Source organism: Bifidobacterium apri (assembly GCF_009299485.1).
GTDB classification, from domain to species: Bacteria; Actinomycetota; Actinomycetes; order Actinomycetales; family Bifidobacteriaceae; genus Bifidobacterium; species Bifidobacterium apri.
The window spans coordinates 19,672-41,013 of the sequence record NZ_WBSO01000015.1; the positions used below are offsets into that span (position 1 = coordinate 19,672).

Consider the following 21,342-nt stretch of genomic DNA (forward strand, 5'->3'; position numbering starts at 1 on the left):
AGATTGGAGAACACCGTATGGATGGTCAGTTGCGCCACATGCTTCGCGATGATGACGTCAATCATGACGAGCAGAAGCAAATCATCGCGCTTGGATTGAAATTCCGCGAGAACCGCTTCTACAAGCGGCCGTTTGAAGGCCCGCAGGGTGTCGCCGTGCTGTTCGACAAGCCCAGCACCCGCACCCGTTCGAGCTTCTCGATCGGCGTGGCGGAACTCGGCGGATATCCGCTGGTCATCGACAAGTCCGGCTCCCAGTTGGGCCGAGGCGAGCCGGTCGCCGACACCGCGCGCGTGCTCACTCGCATGGCCTACGGCATCGTCTGGCGCACATTCGGTCAAGAACGTGTTGAAGAGATGGCCAAATCCGCGACCGTCCCCGTCGTCAACGCGCTGACCGACCAGTTCCACCCCTGCCAGGTGCTCGCCGACTTCATGACCATCGCCCAGTTCCGCGGTGGGGTCGATGCGCTCGCCGGGCAGACCATCGCGTACTTGGGGGACGCCGCCAACAATATGGCCAACTCCTACCTGCTCGCCGGAGCGACCGCGGGCATGAACGTCCGTATTGCCGGGCCTTACGGCTATCTGCCCCAGCAGAGCATCGTCGATGACGCCAAGCGCATCGCCGCCGAAAATGGCGGATCCATCCTCGTGACCACCGATCCGCGTGAGGCGGTCGAAGGCGCCGACTGCGTGTTCACGGACACTTGGGTGTCCATGGGCGAAGAGGACGAGTATGAGAAGCGTTCCAAGCCGTTCTGGGATTACCAGGTCAACGACGAACTGATGAAGCTCGCCAAGCCGGACGCGCTCTTCCAACACTGCCTGCCTGCGTACCGTGGCAAGGAAGTCACCGCATCGGTGATCGATGGACCGCAGTCCGTGGTGTGGGACGAAGCGGAGAACCGCCTGCACGCCCAGAAGGCCTTGCTGACATGGCTGACCGGTCAGTTGCGCGGCGACGAAAGCCTGCTCGCCTAAGCTGCGTGGACGTTATGGAAGACAAGAAGACGCCGTTGCAACGGCCAACGACACGGGCAGCTCGTCTCAGTGCGATTGAGGAGATGCTTCTGCATCACGTCATCACCTCTCAATCCCAGCTGTCCGACATGTTGTCGGACGAGGGGATTGAGGTCACCCAGGCGACGCTCAGCCGCGACCTCGAGGAAATCAACGCGACCAAAACACGTCTCGAAAACGGGACGGTCGCCTATGTGCTGGGATATGGTCAGTCGGCGACGCCGAAATCGGCTCAGCAGCAGATGTCGCGTATCCTTTCCGGACTGGTCACGTCCGTGGCGTCGGCGCGCAATCTTGTCGTCGTGCACACGCCCTCGGGAGCGGCGCAGTATGTGGCCAGCGTCATGGATCGTCAGTCGCTTGACGATGTGCTCGGTACCATCGCCGGAGATGACACCGTACTGATCATCTGCAAGGATGACCAGTCTGCCGCTGCACGTGCCGAATGGTTGCTGAGCATCGCTTCCTCCAACAGCCAGCAGAGTGGCGATTGACGCGAACGCTGTGAGTATGCGCCCGGTGAACCGTTGCAAGTGATGGTTCGCCGGGCGTAACTGTTTTGGAGAGGGGCGTAACAGTATTTTGGGGGAGGCTGTTCTGGATGCACGGGGGTAGAGGCCGACACGTGTGTTCAGTGGTGGAGCTGGTCAGGGGATGCCTCGCAGGAGCGGACGTTGGGAGCATCCCGCCCGTTGTGTATGTGGTGGCATGCGTGATTGGCCGGATGGCGCGGGTTGGTGGCGTTGTCGTCTTGTATCCGGCGAGTTGCGTATGTCGGGGCATGCGTGTCTGGGTGGTTTTGCGTGTGGGGGCGGGGGAATGTCGTCTGTTTGGTGTGTTGTGTATGTGGCGGTATGCGTGATTGGCCTGATGGTGCCGGGATGTGGTGGGATGACATGTCGTTCGGCGGGTTGTGTATGTCCGGGCATGCACCATATGGCGCAATCACCCCGACCATATGTCTTGATGCCTTGAGCCGCCATCTGCCTGTGCGGATTCCGGGCCTACATTTCCGGGCTCCCATTCTTGAAGGGCGCGAAAGGCGAACCGGGGCGCGAAATCATAGTGCGTCTGACATCACAACACCTCACGCCCGATTCCGGATACACATGTTGGTCGAGCACTCGAACCCGTTCCTTGGAAGAACTCGCGGATAGGATGCATCGCAGCTATTCACCCGTGAGAGTGGGAGGTTGCCGGCAAGAGCGTGGACGGTTTGCGTATGCAGCTATTCTCCCCGGGGCGGGAAGTCGGCAATCCTCGCACTCGATGATGATTTCCGCTGCGAACGCCGGAAATTCGCGGTTTCTGAATTCGCCGCGGGGTTGCTTACAAGCGCAAGCGGTCGTATCCGCCCCATCAGTGGACACATCCGCCCGATTGGGCGAAGCGCTCGCCATCGCATCGCACGCCCTCGCATTGCGTCGCACGCTTTGGCATCGCATCGCATCGATGTGCAAGCGGTCACATGCCGCAATCAAACCGGTTGCGGCATGTGACCGAAGATCGCGAGAAAAACGACACGCGGAATATCAGTGAATGCATATTTATGCATAGGTCTGTATATAATTACAGTATCAACTCGCAAGAACTCCAATCAGAAAGGGCAGTCATGAGCGACAACAAGCGCATCGTCTTGGCGTATTCCGGAGGCCTCGACACCTCCGTGGCAATCCCGTACCTCAAGGAGCGTACCGGCAAAGACGTCGTTGCCGTGTCCCTTGACGTCGGCCAGGGTGGTGAAAGCCTCGAAACCATCAAGCAGCGCGCGCTCGCCTGCGGCGCGGTCGAAGCCTACGTCGTGGACGCCCGCGAGGAGTTCGCCGACGAATACTGCATGCTCGCCCTCAAGGCCAACGCCATGTACGAAGGCGTGTACCCGCTGGTCTCCGCCATCTCCCGCCCGCTGATCACCAAGCATCTGGTGCGTGCCGCCCATCAGTTCGGCGCGGACACCATTTCGCACGGCTGCACCGGCAAGGGCAATGACCAGGTCCGTTTCGAGGTTTCCATCCAGTCGATCGACCCGACACTCAAAGCCATCAGCCCGATCCGTGACCTGTCCCTGACCCGCGACGTCGAAATCCAATTCGCCAAGGATCACAAGCTGCCGATCACCCAGACGGAAAAGAGCCCGTACTCCATCGACCAGAACGTGTGGGGCCGCGCCATCGAGACCGGCTTCCTTGAAGACCCGTGGAACGCCCCGACCAAGGACTGCTATTCCTACACCGACGACCCCGCATTCCCGCCGGTCGAAGACGAAGTGGTCATCGAGTTCAAGCAGGGCGTCCCGGTCAAGATCGACGGCAAGGACGTCACCCCGTTGCAGGCCATCGAGGAAATGAACCGTCGCGCCGGCGCCCAGGGCATCGGCCGTATCGACCTGATCGAGGATCGTCTGGTCGGCATCAAGTCCCGCGAACTGTACGAAGCCCCGGGCGCTGTCGCGCTGATCACCGCGCACCAGGAACTCGAGAACTGCTGCCTTGAACGCGAACAGCACCGCATCAAGCGCGATATCGACAAGCGCTGGGCGGAACTCGTCTACGATGCCCAGTGGTTCTCCCCGGCGGTCCATTCGCTCAACGCCTTCATCGAAGACACCCAGAAGTACGTATCCGGCGAGATACGCATGACCCTGCACGGCGGACGCGCCGTCGTGACAGGACGTCGCTCCGACAGCTCGCTGTACGATTACAACCTCGCCACCTACGATTCCGGTGACAGCTTCGACCAGCACGCGTCCAACGGCTTCATCGAAATCTACGGCCTGCCGAGCAAGGTCGCCGCCGCGCGTGACGTGAAATTCGGCAACGGCATCGAAGTGCCGGAGAACACCGTCGAATAACCCATGCACCGCACGCGCAACCCGCAGCACAGAGGGTAGCGTGCGGGGAATGCATCATCAAGGAAGGCCATGCCGGCACACCGGTCCATGGCCTTCCCGGCATATCCGGCCGGTTTGACGAATCACCGGTGTAGGGTAGGACACAACAAGCCTGCGGAATGCCGAATCCGGCAACGCCGAGTCCGACCAACCCAGACAACACAGAAAGACGCCAACGTCCATGGAACAAAACAACGAACAGGAACAACCGAACGCACCGGAACATTCAATCGCGCTGTGGGGAGGGCGATTCTCATCCGGTCCCTCGCCTGAGCTGGCGCGGCTGAGCAAATCAACCCAGTTCGACTGGCGGCTCGCCGACGACGACATCGCCGGATCACGGGCGCATGCGCGCGCACTCGGTCGTGCGGGACTGCTCACCAAGGACGAGCTCAATCGTATGGAAGCCGCGCTCGACCAGCTTCAGCGTTCCGTCGATGACGGCACCTTCGCCCCCATCGAAGAGGACGAGGACGAGGCAACCGCGCTTGAACGCGGACTGCTGGACATCGCCGGCGACGAGCTCGGCGGCAAACTGCGCGCAGGCCGGTCACGCAACGATCAGATCGCCGCGCTCATCCGCATGTGGCTGCGCCGGCACGCACGCTTCATCGCCGGGCAGCTGCTCGACGTCGTCCAGGCGCTGATCGGTCAAGCCGAACAGGCGGGAGACACCGTCATGCCCGGCCGCACCCATATGCAGCACGCCCAGCCCGTGCTGCTCGCCCATCAGTTGATGGCTCATGCCTGGCCGCTGCTGCGCGACGTACAACGTCTTGTCGATTGGGATCGCCGGGCGGACGCCAGCCCCTACGGTTCCGGTGCGCTCGCCGGCAACACCTTGGGACTTGATCCGGATGCCGTTGCGCGTGAGCTTGGCTTCAGCCGCGTCACCGAGAACTCGATCGACGGGACAGCAAGCCGTGATGTGGTCGCGGAATTCGCCTTCGTCGCTGCCATGGCCGGTATCGACCTGTCGCGTCTGAGTGAAGAGATCATCATCTGGAACACCCAGGAATTCGCGTTCGTCAAGCTGGACGACGCCTATTCGACCGGCTCGTCCATCATGCCGCAGAAGAAGAACCCGGACATCGCCGAGCTCACCCGCGGCAAGTCCGGCAGACTGATCGGCGATCTGACCGGCTTGTTGGCCACGCTCAAAGGCCTGCCGACCGCGTACGCGCGCGATTTGCAGGAAGACAAGGAAGCGGTGTTCGACCAAGTGGACACCCTCGAGGTCGTACTGCCCGCGTTCGCCGGCATGCTGCGCACCATGGTCTTCGATAAGGAACGCCTTGAACAGGAAGCTCCGCGCGGTTTTGCGCTCGCCACCGACATCGCCGAATGGCTGGTTCGCAACGGAGTGCCGTTCCGCCATGCCCATGAGCTGTCCGGCGCATGCGTCAAACTCGCCGAAGGCCGCGGCCAAGAACTGTGGGATCTGACCGATGACGATTTCATCAGCGTGTTCAGCGACTTCCTGCCCGCTGACAAAGCCCCGCAAGTCCGTGAAGTCCTGTCCACCAAGGGGTCGGTTGCGGCGCGTAACGGTCGTGGCGGTACGTCGCCGGCACGGGTGCGCGAACAGATTCTCGCAGCGAAGAACCAGGTTGTCGAACTGAGGCATTTCGCAGCATCGCGCAGCGACGGCAGCGCTTTCAAAACTCCGGGATCCTTGGCCTGATATGCTCGACCGCATCCAGATTCAGCGCATCGTCGAACGTCAGGGTGAGGAGATCATCCTGCATCGGCATATGCGCATCGAGCGTGATTGCTACCAGCACGGGTCGGTGACGACCTTCGCCCACTCCATCCGGGTCGCCTGCCTGAGTATTTGGCTGGCGGACCGGATGCACCTGTGGAATCGTGTTGATCAGCGTGCGCTCGTGCGCTCCGCTCTGCTGCATGATTACTTCCTGTATGACTGGCATGAGTGGGACAACGGTACGCACCGCCTGCACGGATTGACCCACGGGCAGACCGCACTGCTCAACGCTTCGCGTGATTTCCAGCTTGGAGCCGTCGAGCGTGACAGCATCGCCCGGCACATGTTCCCGCTGACACCGATCCCGCCGAAATATCTTGAGGGCTACATCGTCTCCCTCGCCGACAAGGTCAGTGCTACGCGGGAGACCCTGTCGCCGGCGCGGTTCACCAAGCCGCGCAAGCATTCCCGGCGTCCGCGATTGCAACGCGCATGATCGTGGCGTTCGAACAGCCGTTCCTGTGGTTCGTCGGCTACAGTGTCGTCGGTTGGATTTATGAATCCAGTCTCGTTTCAATCACCAGCCGTCGGTGGGTCAACAGGGGATTCCTCAATGGGCCGCTCTGCCCGATATACGGGGTGGGGGCGGTGCTCGCCGTGCTGCTGCTCAGCGGCATCGCTAACCCTGCGGTTGTGTTCGTTGCGGCGGCAGGCGGCGCCAGCGTACTCGAATACGTGACATCATGGGGTATGGAGCAGCTGTTTCATGCGCGATGGTGGGATTACAGCCGTCGCCGGTTCAATATCCAAGGACGGGTGTGCCTGCTTGGCGCGGTAGTCTTCGGCGCTGCGGGTGTGCTCATCGTCAAAGTCGCCCAGCCTTTGGTCGCGGCGATGACGTCAGTGATTCCGCCTGCCGCATTGCACGCCGTGTGTATCGTCTGCGCGGTGGCACTGGCTGCGGATGTTGTCGTGACCATCCGCGGCATGGCCGGCTTCGAGGAGAATCTCGATAGGCTGAAGGCCGTGATTCAAGAGTACGCTTCGAAGGCGGGTGAGAGCCTGCCTGTCTGGGAAGAGCCGACGATTGCGCGTCGGATGCGCGCTTGGTCGGAATCCTCCCAAGAGGCGTTTACGCGGCTGCGCGATGCGGCGACGAGTGTGCTCAGTGCGCAGCAGCGCCGCATGATCGGCGCATTCCCGCGTCTGACTTCCACCACGTCCAGCGCCTACGATTCACTCATCGAAACCGTTCGACACCTGATCGACCGCGACGGTGGTGATGCGGCCGACGGCGACAATCGGTGAATATGCAAAATCGAACACGATGATGTGTGCGATTTAACGCGAATCTGTCAAAGCATGATGATATCTTAATGAAAAATGAGAGAGCAGTGAGGCAAGGAATTTCCAAGGAAACCAGTCAGGCACACTTTGGAATCCTGTAAGAGAACGGGGAAACCATGGGTGGTTTAGTAACCGCGAGAGACAAGGAAACCGCCGCGTCAGAAGGATTCGTTCCAAGGGCCGCAGCCGTGCGCACAAGACGTGGTGCTGGCGCGGATTGCATGCTCAGTCGGTTCATTCTGGTCTTCGCATTGTTGTGCGGCATGATTCTGCCCTTGGGTGGCTGCAGCGTCGATACCGGGACAACCCCGGAGGACTTCTCGAAGGCGGCCAGGGAACACGGCATGACGGTCAAGGATTTGGGAGACTCTTGCTCGAATGCCGCGGAATTCTTCAACGTTGATTTGTCACGTTTGCGCTCCGGTGAGATCACCTTCGGCTCGTGCAGTTTGGCCACCGTCCCGAATAATGACGAAATCGTCGTGGTCTATCTCGAGGCGCTGGACCCAATCGACGCGAAAAAGTCACTGTCCCGTTACAAAGACGATCTGAAATCCGATGCGACAGGGCTGACGAGTGTGCCCAACGGACTTGAATTCTCCGACCAAGGGTATTGGGGCGGCGTGTATGTAAAGCGGTATTCCATCCTCTTCACCATAGCCAACAACGCGAACAAGGATCTGACAAAGGAGTTCTCCCGGAGCATGGGCTACGGCGTCAAATCGATAGATTCCCATGATTTGGTCAGACCCGGCTGCTACGTGCTCGCCTTCTTCATCGGAGTGATTTCCTACGTGTGGAAGATGTTCCGCCAGAAGAGACAAGCAGCGAAGATGGCGAGACTGGCGTGGCAGCAGCAGGCGACCGCGCCCAGCATGCCGGTGTCGCCGGATCTGTCGCAGGCACAGTTCGGCACGTTCCAGCCGCAATATCCGGTACAGCCACAGTATGCGGGGCAACAGCAGTTCCTACCTCAGCCGCAGGCCGATGAACCGATGCGGGAGCAGCCGCAGAACGGCAATCAGCCGCAGACGTTCGAGCCGTTATCGTTTGAACAGCAGTCGGCTGGGGCGCAATTGTCCGGGGCACAACCTCTCGAACCGCAGTCGTTTGCCCCACAATCGTCACCATCGCAATTCTTTACACCGCAGTCGTTCGCCCCGCAATCGCCGGAGCCCCAAACGTTCGAGCCGCAGACCTTCTTCCCGCAGCCGAGCCCGGACCAGCAATCGTCCGCATTGCAGCTCGACGTCTCGTCCCAGGATGCCGGATCCGCCCCTGATGCCCCGCAGCTGTTCGAGCCGCAGTCGTTCACCGCTCAGCCATCTGGTATCCAGCCGGATGGCGACCAGCCGCGATATCCTGACCAGTCGCAATATCCCGAGTGGCAGTAGGCGTGTCGGCCGGGCTCGGGCCATGCCCGGCTGTCGGCATGAGCTGGCACAATAGATGAGATTGAGTGTGTCTGTGCGGCGGGGTCGCGGTACGTGCCGGTACAGCACACGGCACTGCATGACAACAACAGAGGGAGCATCATGGCCCAGGTAAGGAATTACAGGGACGCCGGCTTCTCCACACCTATGGAGGAGCTGGAGTGGCGCGGACTCATCAACCAGTCCACCGACAAGGAGCAGCTTGCAGCCGCTCTCAACGGGAATCCCATTGCTTACTATTGCGGCTTTGACCCTACGGCGCCGTCGCTCCACATCGGCAACCTCGTGCAGCTCATCGTCATGCGTCACCTTCAGGCGGACGGCCACCAGCCCTACGCGTTGGTCGGCGGCGCCACCGGCCTGATCGGCGATCCGCGCCAAAGCGGTGAGCGAACCCTCAATCCCAAGGAGATCGTCGCCGGGTGGGTCGAGCGTCTGCGTACGCAGATTTCGCGCTTCCTCGACACTGAGGGCGACAATGCCGTGCGTTTCGTCAACAATTACGACTGGACCGCGAACATGTCGGTGATTGACTTCCTGCGCGACGTGGGCAAGAACTTCCGCATGGGCACCATGCTCAGCAAGGAAACCGTCGCCCGCCGTCTCAACTCCGAAGAAGGCATCTCGTTCACCGAATTCAGCTACCAGGTGCTGCAAGGCAACGACTTCCTGCACCTGTATGACGATTACGGCGTGGTATTGGAAACCGGCGGCGCCGACCAGTGGGGCAATCTCACCTCCGGCCTCGACCTGATCCGCAAGGTGAGGGGAGCGTCCGTGAACGTGATGACCAGCCCGATTATCACGGATTCCCAGGGCAAGAAGTTCGGCAAGTCCGAAGGCAACGCCATGTGGCTCGATCCGACCATGCTGAGCCCCTACAAGTTCTACCAGTTCTGGTTCAACCAGCCCGATGACCAGGTCGTGAAGCTGCTCAAGGTGTTCACGTTCCTGCCCAAGAGCGAAATCGAACGTCTCGCCGGCGAAGTCGAATCGAACCCGGGCGCCCGCGAAGCGCAGAAAACGCTTGCATGGGAGGTCACCAGCTTCGTGCACGGTGAGGAAGCCACCCGGCAGGCGATCGACGCGGCCGCCGCATTGTTCGGCCGTGGAGGTGACTTGCGCACCATCGGCAAAGACACCTTGGAAGCCGCCATCGAGGGGCTGAAAGTCGATGACGGTGAAGGCCGTCGCGTGTTCGCCCAGGTTTCGACGGGCGACCGCGTGGCTGAGGCTGGCGTCAAAGCCGGATTGTTCAAATCCGTGTCCGAAGCCCGCAAAACCATCAAATCCGGTGGCGTATACATCAACAACCAGCGTGTGGAAGACCAGGACCAGCTGCTTGCCGAGGACGATTTCCTCGAAGGCGGCTACGCGCTGATCAGACGAGGAAAGAAGGCACTGGGCGCGGTCCGGCGCGCGCAATAACCACGGCTCGGCGTAAGCCAAGGGTGGAACGGGCGATATCAATTACCCGTCATGACACGATTCAACGACAGCAACAACCAGTACAACAACCAATATGAGTGCGGCGGTGTCCTCGAGGCCCTGTCGCACGAGAAACACGGAAAGCAGACGTATGGCAGAAGAACAACACGGCAACGGCAAACGCGGGGACGGTAAAGCATTCGGCTCTCGCCGTCCCGGATCGCGTGGAGGCAAGGGATTCAAGCCTCGCGGCAACGGCAAAGGACGCTCATACGGCCATGGCGGGCACGGCGAGCGCGACGGCGAAGGCTTCCACAAGGGACCGCGTCGCGACGGCTATCGCAAGGACTTCCACCGCGATGGCGATCGCAGGGGCGGTTTCCGCAAGGACGGCGACCATCGCGACGGCGAGCGTCGCAATGACGGCGAGCGTCGCGGCGGATACTCCCGCGACGGCTACCGCAAGGACTTCCATCGTGACGGCGAACACCGTGACGGCGACCATCGTGGTGGCTATCGTAAGGATTTCCATAAGGGCGGCTTCCATAAGGGCGGCTACCACAAAGACGGTTACCGCAAGGATTTCCACCGCGACGACCATCGCGATGACCGACGCGACGAGGCGCCCCGCGAGCAGCGTGATTATCGTGATCGCGACGGACAGCGTCGCGATGATCACGGATATCGTGGCGATCGCAAGGATTACGGCAAGCGTGGCGGCTACGGCAACAAGAACTTCCGCCATGACGACCGCAAGGGCGGATACGACCGTCCGCGCCGCGACGGTGAGGATCGCCGAGAAGGCGGCAATCCGCGGTATCGTCACGATGACCATCGTCGTCCCTTTGACAATCATCGCGGCGGCAACGGGGAACGTCGTTCCTGGCGCAACGACGAGCACCGGAATCAGCGCCATAACGACACTGCCCAGCAGGGCGGTGAAGAGCGCCGTGAATTCAACCGTGAAGAGCGTCAGCAGTGGCGTGAACGCAAGCGCGAAGAGTACATGTCCAAGCCGCGGCGCAACTCCGATGGCACGGTGTCGTACCCGTCCCAGAACCCGTATACGGATCGGCGCCCGGGCGAGCCGAAGATGCCGAAAGGCCTGACGTGGTCGATGCTCTCCACCGACGAGCGTGAACGTCTGCGCGGCCTGTCCAAGGAGCACGCCGAGAACGTCGGGCTGCATATCCTCGCCGCATATGCCCTCGAGCAGGATGATCCGCAAGCCGCCTTGGAGCACGCGCAGTGGGCGGCGCGCCAAGCATCGCGTGTGGACTTCGCCCGTGAAGCCCTCGCTTTCGTGGCGTACCGTCAAGGCAAATACAAGCTGGCATTGCGCGAGTTCCGTACAGCCTATCGTATGAACGGCTATCCTGATTATCTGCCGCTGATCGCCGATTGCGAACGTGGTGTGGGACACCCGAAGAAGGCCATCGAAATCGCGTTGTCCGACGAAGCCCGCAATCTGAACGGCGAGGCGAAGGCTGAGATGTTCCTCGTATACGCCGGCGCTCTTGGCGATTTGGAGCTTTGGGACAAGGCCATTGAAACCGCTCACCAGTTGGGGCGTTCGAAGGGCTTGCCGGGTGCATATCGCATGCGGGCGATTCAAGCGGAGCAGTATTTCCTCGAGCAAGCGGGACGTGACGACGAGGCTGCGAAGCTCGATGATCTGCTTGATCGTCTCGAAGCGCAGTACGCCGAAGAAGACGAAGACGAGCAGTCGGCTGATGATATCGTTATCGATTACGATTTGGAGCACCTGCCTGAGGATCTGCTCGAGGAATTAGGAATCAGCGAGGACGACGCCAAGTACGCTCCAGAAGATTCCGAGCACGACGATGACGAGACCGAACTGCCGGCCGAGGAAACCGAGGACGGCGCACAAGCCGACCAGGAACCCCAGCAGGCGCAGAATGAAGCCGATGCGAACGCCTCGCAGGCGGATGCGCCGGAGGAACAAGACGCGGAACAGCCAGAGGATACCGAGCAGGCTGAGCCCGAGGCTGAGGACGCCGAGCAGCAGGATGAAGAAGCATCCGATGCTGAGGCGTCGGAGACCGCCGATGCGTCCGCGGCAGACGATTCCGCCGCTGATTCCGCTGACAAGTCCGCCGAGCATTCGGACGGCGAACAGGCATGAGCAAGCTGCTTGGCGGCAGCGACAAGCCGCTCGCCGAAGCATACCGGCTCGCGTTGCTCGACCTTGATGGGGTCGTGTACCGGGGCAAGCTTCCTGTGGAGCACGCGGCGGACAGCATCCGCCGCGCGCAGGACGCCGGCATGACCATCGAATACACGACCAATAATTCTTCGCGGTTCCAACGTGTCGTGGCCGATCAGCTGCGCGGTTTCGGTCTTGACGTCGAACCTTGGCAAGTGATCACGTCCTCGGTCGTCGCCTCGCGGATGGTCGCCCGTCATGTTCCTGCGGGCTCGCCCGTGCTGGTGCTCGGAGCGGATCATCTGGCGCAAGAAGTCGCAGCCCTCGGACTGCGCGTTGTCCGCCGCGCCGAAGACCATCCTGCCGCAGTCATCCAAGGATGGTATCCGCAGATGAGCTGGGAGGAGATGGCACAGGTCGCATACGCTGTTGAACAGGGCGCACAATACTTCGTGACGAATCGCGACCTGACCATCCCGCGCGAACTGGGGGTAGCCCCAGGTTGCGGTTCCATGATCCAAGCGGTGATCAACGCCACCGGTGTCGAACCGATCGCATCGGCGGGCAAACCGGAATCCGCGATGTACGACGAAGCCAGATTGCTTGCCGCTCATGACGGCACCACGCCTGTTGAACGGGAACAGTGCCTTGCCATAGGCGATCGGCTTGATACCGACATCGAGGCCGGCAATCGGGGAGGATACGATTCCTTCGCCGTCCTCACCGGTGTCACCGACCCGCAGCAGCTGCTCCATGCTCCGCAGCATTTGCGTCCGACCTATGTCGCGGCTGATTTGCGCGGACTGCTCGAACCCATGCCCCAGCCGGTACGACAAGCCGATGGCTCATGGCGGTGCGTTGACGCCACTGCGAGCGTCAACGACGGTGTGCTGCGCATCGACGGCCCGCACGATATCAATGCGCTGCGTTCCGCCTTGTGCGCCGCGTGGTCCACGATGGATGCCTCACAGCCCGTGGATACGTCAGATGCGAGGTTTGATCTGGCATGAGCGGGAATACCCCATACGTTCCCGGTGACGGTCTTCGGGATGCAGACACCGGGAACGATGCCGTACCGCCGGCGCTCGAAGCCCGGTACCCCCAGCTGCATGGATGGCAGCAGATGGATGATGCACAACGCATCAAGGCACTCAGCGGCGTACTCACCGGATTGCAGCACGCCTTGGACGAAGGGACGGCACGCCGATGAGCGGATTCATCACGCCCATCAGGCTTGATATCGCCATCGTCGATCGTGGCTTGGCTCCGACACGCACCAAATCCAGCAGACTGATCAAAGGCGGGCACGTCACCGTCAACGGCGTGGTACAGACCAAGCCGTCGTTCGGCGTCAACCCCGACGATGTCATCGACGTCGATCGCGGCGATGATTATGTCTCGCGCGGCGCGTACAAGCTTGTCGGAGCATTCGAAGCGTTCAAAGACCATGGGCTGACGGAACCCACAGGTTTGGCATGTCTTGATATCGGCGCTTCGACTGGCGGATTCACCCAAGTGCTGTTGCGGCGCGGCGCCTCCCGCGTCATCGCGCTTGACGTCGGGCATGACCAGCTCGATCCCCGTATCGCCGCCGATCCACGCGTCATCGACATGAGCGGCGTCAACATCCGCGATGTGACCAGTGACGACCTGCCATGGATCCCTGACATGATCGTCTCCGACGTGTCGTTCATATCCTTGACGTATGTGATTCCTGTCATCGCGCGCATTTCGCGCCCCGACACGCCCGTCATCGTCCTAGTCAAGCCGCAGTTTGAAGTGGGGCGCGGCAATCTGGGCAAGAACGGCATCGTCGATGATCCGCAGTTGCGTGAACAAGCGTTGCTTCGCGTCATCGAATGCGCCCAAGACCATGCGATGAGTGTGTGCGGCACTTCGGTTTCGCCGATCGAGGGGACATTCGGCAATGTGGAATATCTGCTCTATCTGCGTACCGGGCAGGCGCGCGCTTGACAATGAAACGGCTGTATTGCGGTCGGTATCATGCGTCCTGCCGCGAGCAGATGCCCGTCATGGCGTTCGAAGAAGCGGATTCGTGAGCCTTCATCGACGGTCAGATGGGCTTCGAGCGGCACGGTTCGTACGTCGCTGGCATCTTTCAGCACGATGCATTTGGCGTTGATCTGGTCGCAATGCAACCTGCGGGCTTCGACTTGGTGTGCCTCAATGCTGCGAATCATACTGTGTGAGTCCCGGCAGGGCAGCGTCCGATGCGCCCACAACCCGTCGCCCAACGTGTCAATAATCGCTGAACCGTTCGCCACCAGGCGCGGAGCGCTCAGCACCCCGATCATATCCAAGGTGCACGCGACCAGCCCTCCCTCAGCCTGCAGCATGCCTGCCACTCTTGCCGTGCCGCAGCACCTGACTTGCCCTGCGCAACGGATATCGCCCACGAAATCGAGTTCTGTGCATGTCGTCTCGCCTTGGACGATGATGGTCCCGTACCCGATGATGGTCGAAACACGCAGATCGCCGTCGCAGATGATTCGCGCGTTCTCGCAGATGAGGGCGCCTCCGTCGATTCGCGGCGCATGTAACCGGCCGAGCACTTTCGCTTGCCGCACGACGAGCGGTTGGCTGCGGTTGTCCGTGTGGATGATTGTCGTGTATGACGGGTCAAGACCCCGTTCCGGGCGTGGTCTGTGCATGGAATGTTCTGCGGGGCGGTTCCCGCTTGCGGACAGTCGTGGGTGTCGCAGGCCTTCCGTGGTCATCTTCGCCCTTCCACTGGGTTGCCCACGCCTTGAAATCCCTCGGCGGCGAGGGCAGTGCCGTGTGACGTGGCCTTCCCCGGCCGAATGTCACATGATGAGCCTCAAGTATAGCGAACCGGAAAGGAAGCCGGCAAATCCGTGGATGTATCCTGCGCGTTGCTGTAAGACGATGCTCGGGTGGAGGTGCCGTATATCCCCGAGTCCAGATCGATGTGCCGTGCTCCGTCGCCACCTGCGGTGGTCGCCCAGCCATGCGCCCATGGGCGCCGCAGGCGTTCAGCCGCGCATGAAATGGTCGATTTGATCCTGCTTGCCCATGATGACCAACTCGTCATTGCGATGCATGACGATATCTTTCGAACCGTATTGGAGTTCCTGACCGGGGGATTGGACAGCCACCACAGTGACCCCGTACCGGGAATGGATCCGCGCGTCGCCGACCGAATACCCGACGACCTGCGCCGGCGTATGGATCTTCACTACGGTATGCGGTCCTTCAAGTTCGATGTAATCGAGATAATCCCCGGACACCAAATGTCCGACGCGCTTGCCTGCGTCCATTTCCGCGTTGATGATATGGCGTGCGCCGATACGTTGCAGGATGCGCGCGTGCTCCTTGGAGACGGATTTCGCCCACAGATCGGTGATCCCTGCATCCAGCAGATTGCCGGTGGCGATGACGGAAGCCTCGACGCTGTCACCGATGGCGACGACCGCCGTGCCGAACGTGCCGGCATCGATCTGCTCGACGGCAAGCACATCCGTCATATCCGCTTGCACTGTCGGAATGGTCGAGGACCAACGGTTGACCAGAACCGGATCCTTGTCCACCGCCAGCACGTCCTGGCCGAGCTCGTCAAGCGTGGAAGCCACCGAACTGCCGAATCGGCCGAGCCCCACCACGAGAACGCTCCGATTCTTATCTGCCATCAATCCATCCCTTTCCGTCACATGCGCCCCACCGACAGCCATTCAGCGAAACCGCGCGGCTTGGCCTGCCGCTCGGTGCTGTCGCTCGACATGCTGCCTGCCAGTATACCCGCACGGGTATTCAGCCCACGATAATCGGCTCCTCAGGGAAATGCACCGCCTGCGCTTCGGACGGCCGGTTGATCGCATACGCGATGGTCATCGGGCCGATACGCCCGATAATCATCGTCATGGCGAGCAACAGCAATGCCGCCGGATCGCTTTGATCAGCGACACCGACTGTGTACCCGCCCAGCCCGAACGCCGAGCAGGTGTCGAACAGCGCATTGCTCAGCGAGCAGCCGGACACCACCATCAATGCCAAAGACACGGTGAACACCAAGGTCAGGCATGTGGTCATGATGCTCACCGCGGTCATCGTGGTGCGCTCGCTGATGCGCTTGCGGAAGGCGGTGACATCGTGCCTGCCGCGGAACGCAGCCCGGCATACGAACAACACCACGGCGAATGTCGTCACGCGGATTCCCCCGGCGGTGGAGGTGCTGCCGCCGCCGATGAACATGACCGCGCTCATGAACACTTTCGTCGGATCGCTGACATCGGGCACCCACGAGGGGTCGAACCCTGAGGTGCGAGGCATGACGGCTGCGGTGAGCGCGTACCGCAGCCGGGTCTGCAAATCGGCGTGCGAGAACAAGGTATGGTTGTTCCATTCGACGCATCTGAACCATAGCAGTGAGACAGCCACCATGCAGAAGGTGGCGATCAAGGTGATTTTCGTGTGCAGAGTCCACCGTTTCGGCGGGGTGTGCTTGCGTGCCGCGCGCATGAGGTTGAGCAGCACGGGGAAGCCGAGTGTGCCGCAGAACGCGCTGAGCAACACCGGCAGGCCGACGGCCCAGCTGTTGACGTGTAGACCGGCGCCGTCGGGCGTGAACCCGGCGTTGTTGTAGGAAATCACCGCGAAGAACAGCGCCTCCCACAAGGCGTGCCTGATATTGCCGTGATTGACGCGGATCAGGCCGGGGAACAGGGCGAGGAAGGTGATGACCTCGATGAGCAGGGTCGTCACGAGCACGGCGTTGAGCACGCCTTTTGTCTCGCTGAGTTTGGTGGCGCCGATTTCCGTGGCGGTGAGCATGCGTTGTGATGCCTTGATGTGTTTGTTGACAGCCAGCGCGATCAGGGAAGCGAAGGTCATGACGCCGAGACCGCCGAACTGGACGGCCAGCAGGATGACCGCCTGCCCGAACAACGACCAGTGGGTGGTGGTGTTGACCACTTGGATGCCGCATGTGGAAGCGGCTGAGACGGCGGTGAAGAACGCGACTACCGGGTCGGTGACGGTGCGGTCGTGCGAGCTGACCGGCAGTTCCAACAGTACGGTCGCCACGGCGATGAGCGCGAAGAAATACAGAATGGTCAGGCGTCCGGGATGCGACCACAATTTCGCCGACAGGTTACGCCGGGGCGGACGGCTGTCCTGGGCCGCCTGACGCTCGAACGCGTCGCCGGAGAACCACCAGCTGTAGCCGCGCGAGGCCTCACGGTTCATGGAAGACTCGTCCAGGACGAGGTTCGACATTTTCTGCGCTCCTTACGCGTGCCGATACATGGGCTCTGCCGCTATTCTAGATGAAGTTCCACTAGGATGGAGCACTAGGACGGGTCCGCCCATCGGCGGCGGCCTGTGTGCGATGGTGAAAGGGCGGCGTATGGCTTTGCAACGGCGGGCGGTTGTCGTGACGCATACCAAGTTGCGCGAGAGCGGCACCGTGGTTTCCGAGGCGGTGGATCGGTTGTGCGGTGCTGGATTCGACGTTTCGATTATCGACAATGTTGAAGCCCCGGGGTTTGCGGAACCGACCGCCCATATCGACGACGACACGGAAATCGTCGTCGTCCTTGGCGGTGACGGGACGATCCTGCGTGCGGCGGAACTGGTGCATTGCACGAAAGTGCCGATTCTGGGCGTGAATCTGGGGCATGTCGGTTTTCTTGCGGAATTTGAAAGCTTCCAGATGAGCGATGCGATCCAGCGTGTCGCAGACCATGACTATTCCATCGACGAACGCATGATCGCACATGTCGACGTGTGGCTGCCGGGGGCGGACACGCCTTTGAGCGATTGGGCGCTCAACGATATCACGCTGGAGCGTTCCGACCGGGGCAAGATGGTGGAGTTGTCCATCCGCGTCGATGACGTGGAGATGAGTTCGTTCGGCTGTGACGGCGTCATCGTCTCCACCCCGACCGGTTCCACCGCGTACGCGTTCTCCGCCGGCGGGCCGATCATCTGGCCGAATGTCGAGGCGTTGCAACTGGTTCCGCTTGCCGCGCACGCCCTGTTCGCCAGGCCCTTGATTATCGGTGCCGGCTCGTCGTTCACCATGACCATTCTTGACAATTCAACGTCGGACGGCTGGATTTGCTGCGATGGTCGGCGGCAGCGGGCTTTGCCCAAAGGCACGCGCGTCGAGGTGCGCGAATCGAAGAGCAGGCTGCGGCTCGCGCGTCTGTCGGGTGTGCCGTTCACGCAACGGCTTGTCACTAAATTCGATCTTCCGGTGGTCGGTTGGCGTGAGCACAGCCGCACTCAGCAGACGCATCATACGACCGGAGGGAACACGGCACGGGAGGGAACCTGCTGATGCTTGAGGAACTCGAGATACGCGACTTGGGACCGATTCACCACGCGCGCCTTGCGCCGTCAAGCGCAATGACCGCCATTACGGGCGAGACCGGTGCCGGTAAATCCATGCTGTTAAGTGCGATTCGCCTGATTTCCGGCGGCCCCGCCCAGTCCAGGCGAGTGGGGCCCGGCGCTCAGGAAGCGTGGGCGCAAGGCGTATTCGCCGTCGCGCAGGACAATCCGGCGGTCATGCAAGCCAAGGATGCGGGCGTTGATGCTGCCGCTGACGAAGGGGAATTGTACTTGTCCCGCACGGTGCCGGTGAACGGCAGGTCGCGGTCGGTGCTGTCCGGACATACCGTGCCGCGCTCCGTACTGCAGAAGGTTTCCGAGCATCTGGTCACCATCCACGGGCAGGCAGATCAGCTGCGCATCGCCTCCGCCGCAAGACAGCGTGAGGTGCTTGACGCCTATGCCGGCGATGCCGAGCTTGTTGATGCTTACGGCAAGGCTTGGAACGCGCTGAAGGCCATGGACGAACGCTTGGATGCGTTGGAACATCAACAGGCGGATGTTCGGCAGCGTGCCGATTATCTGCGCGAGTCCATCGAACGGATCAACCAGGTCGACCCCCAGCCGGGCGAAGACGAGGAACTGAAAGCCAAACGCTCCCGTATCGAAAACGCCGCCTCCATCCAACAGGGGGTTAATGGCGCGATCGCCGCGTTGGATGCATCGCAGCTGGACACGGACGCCGATTCCAGCGGCGCGACCGATCTGGTCAGGCGTGCCGCGCTCAGCCTGCGTTCCATTCGCGTCGACGGTGATGACACGTATGACCAGTTGGCGCAACGGCTTGATTCCATCGAAGCCGATCTGTCGGATGTCGTATTCACTTTGTCGCGGCAGACTGATGATGACGATGATGAGGGCGATCTCGACGCGATCAACACGCGTATCCATGACTTGGGGGAGTTGACGCGGCGTTGGGGGCCGGGACTCGCCGACGTGATCGCATGGCGTGACAAGGCGGCGTTTGAAGTGGAGGATTTGGACGCCAGCCCGGAGAAGCTCGAACAGTTGCGTGCCGACCGTGACCGGTTGGCCCGCAGAGCGCTGGATGCCGCGCGCGAGCTGAGCGCCGCACGACAGAAAGCCGCAGGTGATCTGGGTGAGCGTGTCACCGCTGAACTCGGTGAACTGGCGATGGCCGGGTCCCGTCTTGATGTCCGAGTCGTTCCGCATGAGGTTGATGATGCCGATGTGATGCGGACGCTTGATGCTCATGGCATGGATGACATCATGTTTGCGTTCACTCCGTTCCCGGGCTCCGAACCGCTTCCGATGGGGTCGAGCGCCTCGGGCGGCGAGCTGAGCCGTCTGATGCTCGCGCTTGAGCTGACGATCGCGGAGCGGCGTGGGGAGGCGGCGGATATGACGTTCATTTTCGATGAGGTCGATGCTGGTGTCGGTGGCAAAGCCGCGGCGGAGCTCGGACGACGGCTGGCGAAACTCGCCCGCTCCTCACAGGTCATTGTCGTCACGCATCTGGCGCAGGTGGCTTCATGGGCGCAGGAGCAATACGTGGTGAGCAAAGGCGCCGCGGGGACGCTTCCTGACGAGCCTGGCGGGATCGGGGTCACGACCACGGTGACGCGCGTGGACGGGGAGGACCGTGTGCGGGAGATCGCCCGGATGCTTTCCGGCAGCGAATCGGGAACTTCGCTCGACCATGCGCGGGAATTGCTTTCGGCGAGTGTAGAGTAGCAGTCAACGGTATGTCCCGTCGCAATGCGGCGGCGGGGTCGAAGAAAGGAGTGCGACATGGGTGCCAACAGCGGTAAGGCGGCGATTTTCGATCTCGACGGGACGCTGCTCGATTCCATGGGCGTGTGGGATCAGGTGGATATCGATTTCCTTGGCAGACGCGGCATTGACGTGCCTGACGATTACATGACGACCGTTTCCTCGATGCAGTTCCGGCAGATCGCCGAATACACGATCAAGCGCTTTGATTTGGACGATACGCCTGAAGACCTGATGAACGAGTGGACTGAGATGGCTACGCACGCGTATGCGACCATTGTCGAGGCCAAGCCGCATGCGTTGCAGTATCTTGCGTTTTTGCGGCAGAGCGGCGCCAAACTGGCGGTCGCTACGACGTTGCTGCCGAGTATGCGCGTCGCTGCGATGCGTCACACCGGGCTTGAAGAGTACTTTGATGTCGTGTGCAGTGTCGATGAGGTCGGGGATGCCGGCAAAGAAGAGCCTGACGTGTATCTCAAGGCGGCTCAGTTGCTGGGTGTCGAGCCTCGGGACTGCACGGTGTTCGAGGACATTCTGATTGGAATCCGCTCGGCGAAATCAGCTGGCATGCGCGCGTGGGCGATGCACGACGATTCTTCTGATGCGGATTGGGCGACGATCTGCGATGAAGCCGACGGGATTATGTTTGATTTCAATGACGCTCCGGTGCGTCTGTGAAATCGAACCGGGGATTGGCTGTGTCGGCGTCGTTCATGACGGCATGGCAATCACGGCAGACTGATATACTGATATAAAGAACAACATAACAGTTGGCGGATGCCCTCGCATCGGCTCCGGCGAGGGCATGCCGTCGCTTCGAGGCGGGAGACACGATGAAGTTCGCGGTATCTGATGAATCAGACAAGCCGAAATACGAGCAGTTGAAAACCCAGATCAGATCCGCCGTCTACTCCGGTGAGCTTACCGAAGGCGAACCGTTGCCCTCGTTGCGACGGCTCGCCGCACAATTGGGTGTGTCCGTGCTCACCGTCGCCCGCGCGTATGACGAACTCGCAGACGAGGGAATCGTGCGCAATGAGCAGGGCAGAGGCACCTTCGTCGCGCTCCGCAGCGGTGAAGTGCTTCGACGCCGTCTGCTGACCAAAACCCGCGAAAACCTCGAGGAGGCGTGTGCCGCCGCCCAGCGTGCCAATATATCCATGCAGGAACTGGAGCAAATGCTCGCCGACATCTATGCCGACCTGGAACAGCAGCGTCTCGGCTAGGGCGGCCAGGGTCGTCTT

19 protein-coding genes are annotated in these 21,342 nt (G+C 61.3%); 16 read left to right on the forward strand and 3 right to left on the reverse strand.

Annotated elements, in window-relative coordinates; translation table 11 throughout:
* Positions 1-17: 17 nt before the first annotated feature.
* The 12 genes from argF (at position 18) to DSM100238_RS08025 (ending at position 13,966) form a co-directional block, all read left to right on the forward strand.
* Entirely contained in the window at positions 18-983 is a 966-nt protein-coding gene (gene argF, locus DSM100238_RS07970; protein WP_152356138.1) for an ornithine carbamoyltransferase, read from the forward strand.
* 14 nt (positions 984-997) lie between these two features.
* Entirely contained in the window at positions 998-1,516 is a 519-nt protein-coding gene (gene argR / locus DSM100238_RS07975) for an arginine repressor (protein ID WP_152356139.1), read from the forward strand.
* Between the two features lie 1,118 nt (positions 1,517-2,634).
* Positions 2,635-3,873 (forward strand): argininosuccinate synthase, encoded by a 1,239-nt coding sequence (locus DSM100238_RS07980; protein ID WP_152356140.1) that lies wholly within the window; start codon positions 2,635-2,637, stop codon positions 3,871-3,873.
* A gap of 220 nt (positions 3,874-4,093) precedes the next feature.
* Positions 4,094-5,596, forward strand: a complete 1,503-nt coding sequence (argH, locus tag DSM100238_RS07985; protein ID WP_152356141.1) for an argininosuccinate lyase — start codon at positions 4,094-4,096, stop codon at positions 5,594-5,596.
* A 1-nt stretch (position 5,597) separates the two neighbouring features.
* Positions 5,598-6,113, forward strand: coding sequence for an HD domain-containing protein (locus DSM100238_RS07990; RefSeq protein ID WP_152356142.1), 516 nt, complete (start codon positions 5,598-5,600; stop codon positions 6,111-6,113).
* Complete coding sequence (locus DSM100238_RS07995; protein WP_152356143.1) at positions 6,110-6,925, forward strand: putative ABC transporter permease; 816 nt, start codon at positions 6,110-6,112, stop codon at positions 6,923-6,925. Before DSM100238_RS07990 ends, DSM100238_RS07995 begins: the two co-directional genes overlap by 4 nt.
* A gap of 260 nt (positions 6,926-7,185) precedes the next feature.
* Positions 7,186-8,358: a hypothetical protein gene (locus DSM100238_RS08000; RefSeq protein ID WP_152356144.1), complete on the forward strand. Its 1,173-nt coding sequence runs from the start codon at positions 7,186-7,188 to the stop codon at positions 8,356-8,358.
* A 141-nt stretch (positions 8,359-8,499) separates the two neighbouring features.
* A complete protein-coding gene (gene tyrS, locus DSM100238_RS08005) occupies positions 8,500-9,825 on the forward strand; it encodes a tyrosine--tRNA ligase (RefSeq protein WP_152356145.1) in 1,326 nt (441 codons plus the stop codon).
* Positions 9,826-9,976: 151 nt separating this feature from the next.
* Positions 9,977-11,971: a helicase gene (locus tag DSM100238_RS08010; protein WP_152356146.1), complete on the forward strand. Its 1,995-nt coding sequence runs from the start codon at positions 9,977-9,979 to the stop codon at positions 11,969-11,971.
* Positions 11,968-13,002 (forward strand): HAD-IIA family hydrolase, encoded by a 1,035-nt coding sequence (locus DSM100238_RS08015; protein WP_205730713.1) that lies wholly within the window; start codon positions 11,968-11,970, stop codon positions 13,000-13,002. The genes DSM100238_RS08010 and DSM100238_RS08015 overlap by 4 nt, the downstream gene beginning before the upstream one ends.
* A complete protein-coding gene (locus DSM100238_RS08020) occupies positions 12,999-13,202 on the forward strand; it encodes a hypothetical protein (RefSeq protein WP_152356147.1) in 204 nt (67 codons plus the stop codon). Before DSM100238_RS08015 ends, DSM100238_RS08020 begins: the two co-directional genes overlap by 4 nt.
* Positions 13,199-13,966, forward strand: coding sequence for a TlyA family RNA methyltransferase (locus DSM100238_RS08025; protein WP_152356148.1), 768 nt, complete (start codon positions 13,199-13,201; stop codon positions 13,964-13,966). The genes DSM100238_RS08020 and DSM100238_RS08025 overlap by 4 nt, the downstream gene beginning before the upstream one ends.
* Here DSM100238_RS08025 and DSM100238_RS08030 read toward each other — a convergent pair.
* The 3 genes from DSM100238_RS08030 to DSM100238_RS08040 all read right to left on the reverse strand — a co-directional run bounded on the left by DSM100238_RS08030 (position 13,936) and on the right by DSM100238_RS08040 (position 17,245).
* Complete coding sequence (locus DSM100238_RS08030) at positions 13,936-14,664, reverse strand: bactofilin family protein (RefSeq protein ID WP_152356149.1); 729 nt, start codon at positions 14,662-14,664, stop codon at positions 13,936-13,938. The two genes, DSM100238_RS08025 and DSM100238_RS08030, sit on opposite strands and share 31 nt — an antisense overlap.
* Positions 14,665-15,006: 342 nt before the next feature.
* Positions 15,007-15,660: a potassium channel family protein gene (locus DSM100238_RS08035; protein WP_152356150.1), complete on the reverse strand. Its 654-nt coding sequence runs from the start codon at positions 15,658-15,660 to the stop codon at positions 15,007-15,009.
* Positions 15,661-15,781: 121 nt separating this feature from the next.
* On the reverse strand, positions 15,782-17,245 hold the full coding sequence (locus DSM100238_RS08040; protein WP_152356151.1) for a TrkH family potassium uptake protein: 1,464 nt from the start codon (positions 17,243-17,245) through the stop codon (positions 15,782-15,784).
* Positions 17,246-17,375: 130 nt separating this feature from the next.
* Between DSM100238_RS08040 and DSM100238_RS08045 the strand changes: the two genes are divergently transcribed.
* The 4 genes from DSM100238_RS08045 to DSM100238_RS08060 all read left to right on the forward strand — a co-directional run bounded on the left by DSM100238_RS08045 (position 17,376) and on the right by DSM100238_RS08060 (position 21,324).
* A complete protein-coding gene (locus DSM100238_RS08045) occupies positions 17,376-18,311 on the forward strand; it encodes an NAD kinase (protein WP_152356152.1) in 936 nt (311 codons plus the stop codon).
* Complete coding sequence (recN, locus tag DSM100238_RS08050; protein WP_152356153.1) at positions 18,311-20,059, forward strand: DNA repair protein RecN; 1,749 nt, start codon at positions 18,311-18,313, stop codon at positions 20,057-20,059. The genes DSM100238_RS08045 and recN overlap by 1 nt, the downstream gene beginning before the upstream one ends.
* Before the next feature lie 57 nt (positions 20,060-20,116).
* Entirely contained in the window at positions 20,117-20,776 is a 660-nt protein-coding gene (locus DSM100238_RS08055) for an HAD family hydrolase (protein ID WP_152356154.1), read from the forward strand.
* 155 nt (positions 20,777-20,931) lie between these two features.
* Positions 20,932-21,324, forward strand: coding sequence for a GntR family transcriptional regulator (locus tag DSM100238_RS08060; protein ID WP_152356155.1), 393 nt, complete (start codon positions 20,932-20,934; stop codon positions 21,322-21,324).
* Positions 21,325-21,342 lie beyond the last annotated feature (18 nt).

Excerpts from the sequence above, each read along its gene's own strand:
- DSM100238_RS08015 (WP_205730713.1), top strand. The coding sequence starts at position 11,968 with ATGAGCAAGCTGCTTGGCGGCAGCGACAAGCCGCTCGCCGAAGCATAC.
- DSM100238_RS08060 (WP_152356155.1), top strand. The coding sequence starts at position 20,932 with ATGAAGTTCGCGGTATCTGATGAATCAGACAAGCCGAAATACGAGCAG.
- tyrS (WP_152356145.1), top strand. The coding sequence starts at position 8,500 with ATGGCCCAGGTAAGGAATTACAGGGACGCCGGCTTCTCCACACCTATG.
- DSM100238_RS08030 (WP_152356149.1), bottom strand. The coding sequence starts at position 14,664 with ATGCACAGACCACGCCCGGAACGGGGTCTTGACCCGTCATACACGACA.
- DSM100238_RS07980 (WP_152356140.1), top strand. The coding sequence starts at position 2,635 with ATGAGCGACAACAAGCGCATCGTCTTGGCGTATTCCGGAGGCCTCGAC.
- DSM100238_RS08025 (WP_152356148.1), top strand. The coding sequence starts at position 13,199 with ATGAGCGGATTCATCACGCCCATCAGGCTTGATATCGCCATCGTCGAT.
- DSM100238_RS07995 (WP_152356143.1), top strand. The coding sequence starts at position 6,110 with ATGATCGTGGCGTTCGAACAGCCGTTCCTGTGGTTCGTCGGCTACAGT.
- DSM100238_RS08045 (WP_152356152.1), top strand. The coding sequence starts at position 17,376 with ATGGCTTTGCAACGGCGGGCGGTTGTCGTGACGCATACCAAGTTGCGC.
- DSM100238_RS08020 (WP_152356147.1), top strand. The coding sequence starts at position 12,999 with ATGAGCGGGAATACCCCATACGTTCCCGGTGACGGTCTTCGGGATGCA.
- DSM100238_RS08040 (WP_152356151.1), bottom strand. The coding sequence starts at position 17,245 with ATGTCGAACCTCGTCCTGGACGAGTCTTCCATGAACCGTGAGGCCTCG.
- DSM100238_RS08010 (WP_152356146.1), top strand. The coding sequence starts at position 9,977 with ATGGCAGAAGAACAACACGGCAACGGCAAACGCGGGGACGGTAAAGCA.
- DSM100238_RS07990 (WP_152356142.1), top strand. The coding sequence starts at position 5,598 with ATGCTCGACCGCATCCAGATTCAGCGCATCGTCGAACGTCAGGGTGAG.
- recN (WP_152356153.1), top strand. The coding sequence starts at position 18,311 with ATGCTTGAGGAACTCGAGATACGCGACTTGGGACCGATTCACCACGCG.
- argF (WP_152356138.1), top strand. The coding sequence starts at position 18 with ATGGATGGTCAGTTGCGCCACATGCTTCGCGATGATGACGTCAATCAT.
- argH (WP_152356141.1), top strand. The coding sequence starts at position 4,094 with ATGGAACAAAACAACGAACAGGAACAACCGAACGCACCGGAACATTCA.
- argR (WP_152356139.1), top strand. The coding sequence starts at position 998 with ATGGAAGACAAGAAGACGCCGTTGCAACGGCCAACGACACGGGCAGCT.
- DSM100238_RS08000 (WP_152356144.1), top strand. The coding sequence starts at position 7,186 with ATGCTCAGTCGGTTCATTCTGGTCTTCGCATTGTTGTGCGGCATGATT.
- DSM100238_RS08055 (WP_152356154.1), top strand. The coding sequence starts at position 20,117 with ATGGGTGCCAACAGCGGTAAGGCGGCGATTTTCGATCTCGACGGGACG.
- DSM100238_RS08035 (WP_152356150.1), bottom strand. The coding sequence starts at position 15,660 with ATGGCAGATAAGAATCGGAGCGTTCTCGTGGTGGGGCTCGGCCGATTC.